This is a genomic window from Thermoplasmataceae archaeon (genome assembly GCA_038729425.1).
Classification (GTDB): Archaea; Thermoplasmatota; Thermoplasmata; order Thermoplasmatales; family Thermoplasmataceae; genus B-DKE.
The window spans coordinates 1-2,961 of record JAVYSB010000003.1; the positions used below are offsets into that span (position 1 = coordinate 1).

The 2,961-nt window shown below is 46.1% G+C and carries 3 protein-coding genes and 1 tRNA gene; 3 read left to right on the forward strand and 1 reads right to left on the reverse strand.

Annotation, left to right across the window (positions count from 1 at the left end; genetic code table 11):
* Window positions 1-17: 17 nt before the first annotated feature.
* Window positions 18-90 (reverse strand) — tRNA-Val (locus QW597_03320).
* A 441-nt stretch (window positions 91-531) separates the two neighbouring features.
* Between QW597_03320 and QW597_03325 the strand changes: the two genes are divergently transcribed.
* From QW597_03325 to QW597_03335, 3 genes are all read left to right on the forward strand, one after another.
* Window positions 532-1,626 (forward strand): site-2 protease family protein, encoded by a 1,095-nt coding sequence (locus QW597_03325; protein ID MEM0155616.1) that lies wholly within the window; start codon window positions 532-534, stop codon window positions 1,624-1,626.
* A 43-nt stretch (window positions 1,627-1,669) separates the two neighbouring features.
* Complete coding sequence (locus tag QW597_03330) at window positions 1,670-2,599, forward strand: 2-hydroxyacid dehydrogenase (protein MEM0155617.1); 930 nt, start codon at window positions 1,670-1,672, stop codon at window positions 2,597-2,599.
* The coding region (locus tag QW597_03335) for a thiamine pyrophosphate-binding protein (GenBank protein ID MEM0155618.1) at window positions 2,600-2,961 on the forward strand (362 nt) is incomplete at its 3' end. It lies immediately after the preceding gene.

Consider the following 2,961-nt stretch of genomic DNA (forward strand, 5'->3'; position numbering starts at 1 on the left):
ATAGAGGATGTGCGTAATGGGCTTGGCCGGATTTGAACCGGCGGCCTTCGCTGTGTGAGAGCGATGTCATAACCGCTAGACCACAAGCCCTGACATGTGAAGAGCAATGCATAATATAATTATTGCAGTAATTCCCTCGGCAAGGGTATGTTGAGTTGAATTCTGCAGACCAGTTGAACTTAAAGAGCCTAAGAAGATGTTACTTGTAAATAACCTGCGAAATGTCCCGCTAACCTTGAGATTTGAACTAATGTGAAATGTCAACCTTCTAATTGCCAAGCAGTGCCAAAAGTTAAAAGCAAAAAACTGATTGCCGTGTGTTCCGTTAATTAGTAAGTGTGATTCGTGAGCACTTATGACGACGCGGAACGATAATTCACCAGCCCCATGGGCTCCGGATGCAGCGTATGGTGTGTCACCTTGCAATGAACATCCGATCAGAGGGTGGTAGAAAATATCCCCAGCGGGTCAGTGGGTTATGAAATGTGATTAACTTCCGTTAAGCTGGGGTAAACACTTAAACTGATCTATATGGAAAATCAGATTAGAATACTCAAAGTGCAAAGCGATGATTTGGAAGATGTAGTTTCAACTGTAAAAAAATACATAAACACGTACGAGGTTCAAGTTACCCCCATTGAATTGAAATTCCTGTTTTTTTATAGCGATAATCCGGATTTCAGTGATCAGTTTGACAATCTGAGGAAAGAACTTGTCCCAAGAGGGTATATCCCCTTTGTACAGCAGGACGGGGAAAACTTCGTTGGTGTAACCAGAAGACCTCCCACCAAATACAGAGACGTCTGGGTGAATCTTGTCATGCTGATCCTCACCCTTGCTTCGACGGTATATGTTGGATCTCAGCTCTCCGCTGATTTCGTTTCTCCAGGCCCCGGTTCAATCTACGTGCGCTTTTTGTACGGTCTGGTGTTTTTCTCGCTTCCCCTGATGTTCATCCTCGGCATACACGAATTCGGCCATTATCTTGTCGCCAAGAGATTTGCAGTAAAAGCCTCCCTGCCATTTTTCATACCTTTTCCCATTGGACTTGGAACTTTTGGGGCGTTCATATCTCTTCGTGACCCCATACCCAACCGGAAAGCCATGGCTGAAATAGGAGCAGCCGGCCCCATGTTCGGCTTCCTGACCGCTTTACCTCTCCTGTTTGTTGCCAATTATCTCAAGGATATTTTTCATGCCGTGCCTGGTGCCCCCCCATATCCATATGTTATTCACCTTCCATTTATATATCCACTCTTTGGCCTTTCGTCTGCTTCCGCTGCGCCTGTTTTTCCCATGGTATTTGCAGTATGGGTTGGTATGTTTGCCACAGCCATGAACCTCCTTCCTGTAGGGCAGCTGGACGGCGGACATGTTGCTAGAGGTATCCTCGGCAAACGTTCATCATTCATCGGTTACGCCTTTGTAATTTTCCTCATCGTCATAGGTATTTATTACACCGGATGGTGGATACTTGCGATTTTCGTGATTTTCGTTGGCATAAACCATCCACCTGCACTGGACGATTATTCTAAGCTTTCCAGAAGGGACATAGGAATTGGCCTTTTCTGTCTGCTGATGTTCATACTTACGTTCACCATTGTGCCATTATCTTTGCCGGCGTGACCCCTCAAATAATTTTTTATGCCACATTCCCGTTATCATATTCATGAAAGCAATGGCTGTACTGCCTGCGTTCCTTCCAATTGAGGAAATTAAGACAAGTGTTGCGCAAATTCTTCCTGATCTTGAGATTCGGACAGATACAGATTTCGACAAAAGCGATGCCGACGTACTGGTTATAACAACATTTACAAAGGTTACTGGCGATATTGTTGATAAATTTCCCTCCCTAAAACTTATACAGGTTGCAAGCACCGGCTATGATAATGTGGAAATGGAAGCACTTAGGAAACGCGGCATAATGCTCTGCAACATTCCAGTTGCAAACAAGGAAAGCGTCGCAGAACATGTGATTGCAATGGTTCTTTCTATACTGAAGGATATGCGATTCCTAGACGCCGAGCTGAGGTCAGGAAACTGGCCAGTGTTAACTGGATCCAGGGAACTGAAGGGCAAGACCTTTGGCATAGTTGGCATGGGAGCCATTGGTGTGAAGCTTGCCGAGAGGCTCCTACCATTCGAGGTTGCGCTGGTTTACCATGATGTCCAGAGACTTCCAGAGCCCAGAGAACAGGAATTAGGACTTACTTACCTGTCATTCAAGAAACTCCTTGAGTCAAGTGATATAGTCTCAGTTCATGTACCACTCACTGAAAAAACGGCAAAACTGTTTTCAACATTCGCCTTCAACAGCATGAAAGAGGGGGCTATATTCATTAACACATCGAGGGGTGAAGTTGTTGACGAGGACGCCCTGATAACCGCTACGAAAAACAGGGGATTGCGTGCCGGGCTTGATGTTTACACCACCGAGCCTCCAGACCCGAATTCACAGCTTTTCAAACTAGAAGGCGTGCTGTTTTCCCCGCACATAGCCGGCGTCACAATAGAGAGTCAGCAGAGGTTCATAACCGAAACTGTATCAAATGTGCTGAGATATGTGCAGGGCATGGAACCGCTTTACCGGGTGCTTTAGATGAGGGGGTATGACATATTTGAAGATGCGCTGGAATCTCTTGACCTCTATCCGGTTTTTGGTAACCCCGGAACCACAGAGATACCCATGCTGAGAAAGGTTAAAGGTTATGTTCTTACCCTTCACGATTCCATAGCTGTCGGCATGGCCGATGGAGCTGCCCAGGCTGGCAGAGGTGCAACACTTGTGAATCTCCATGACCTGCCGGGTGTGGCCAACTCCATGGCTTTTATCCACACTGCCAGACTGAACAGGTCACCTATTATAATAACAGCTGGACAACAGGACATGAGGCACACATTCTACGATCCCTTGCTTTACCACAACCTGCTTTCTCTTATTGGAGATGCCGTGAAGTACAA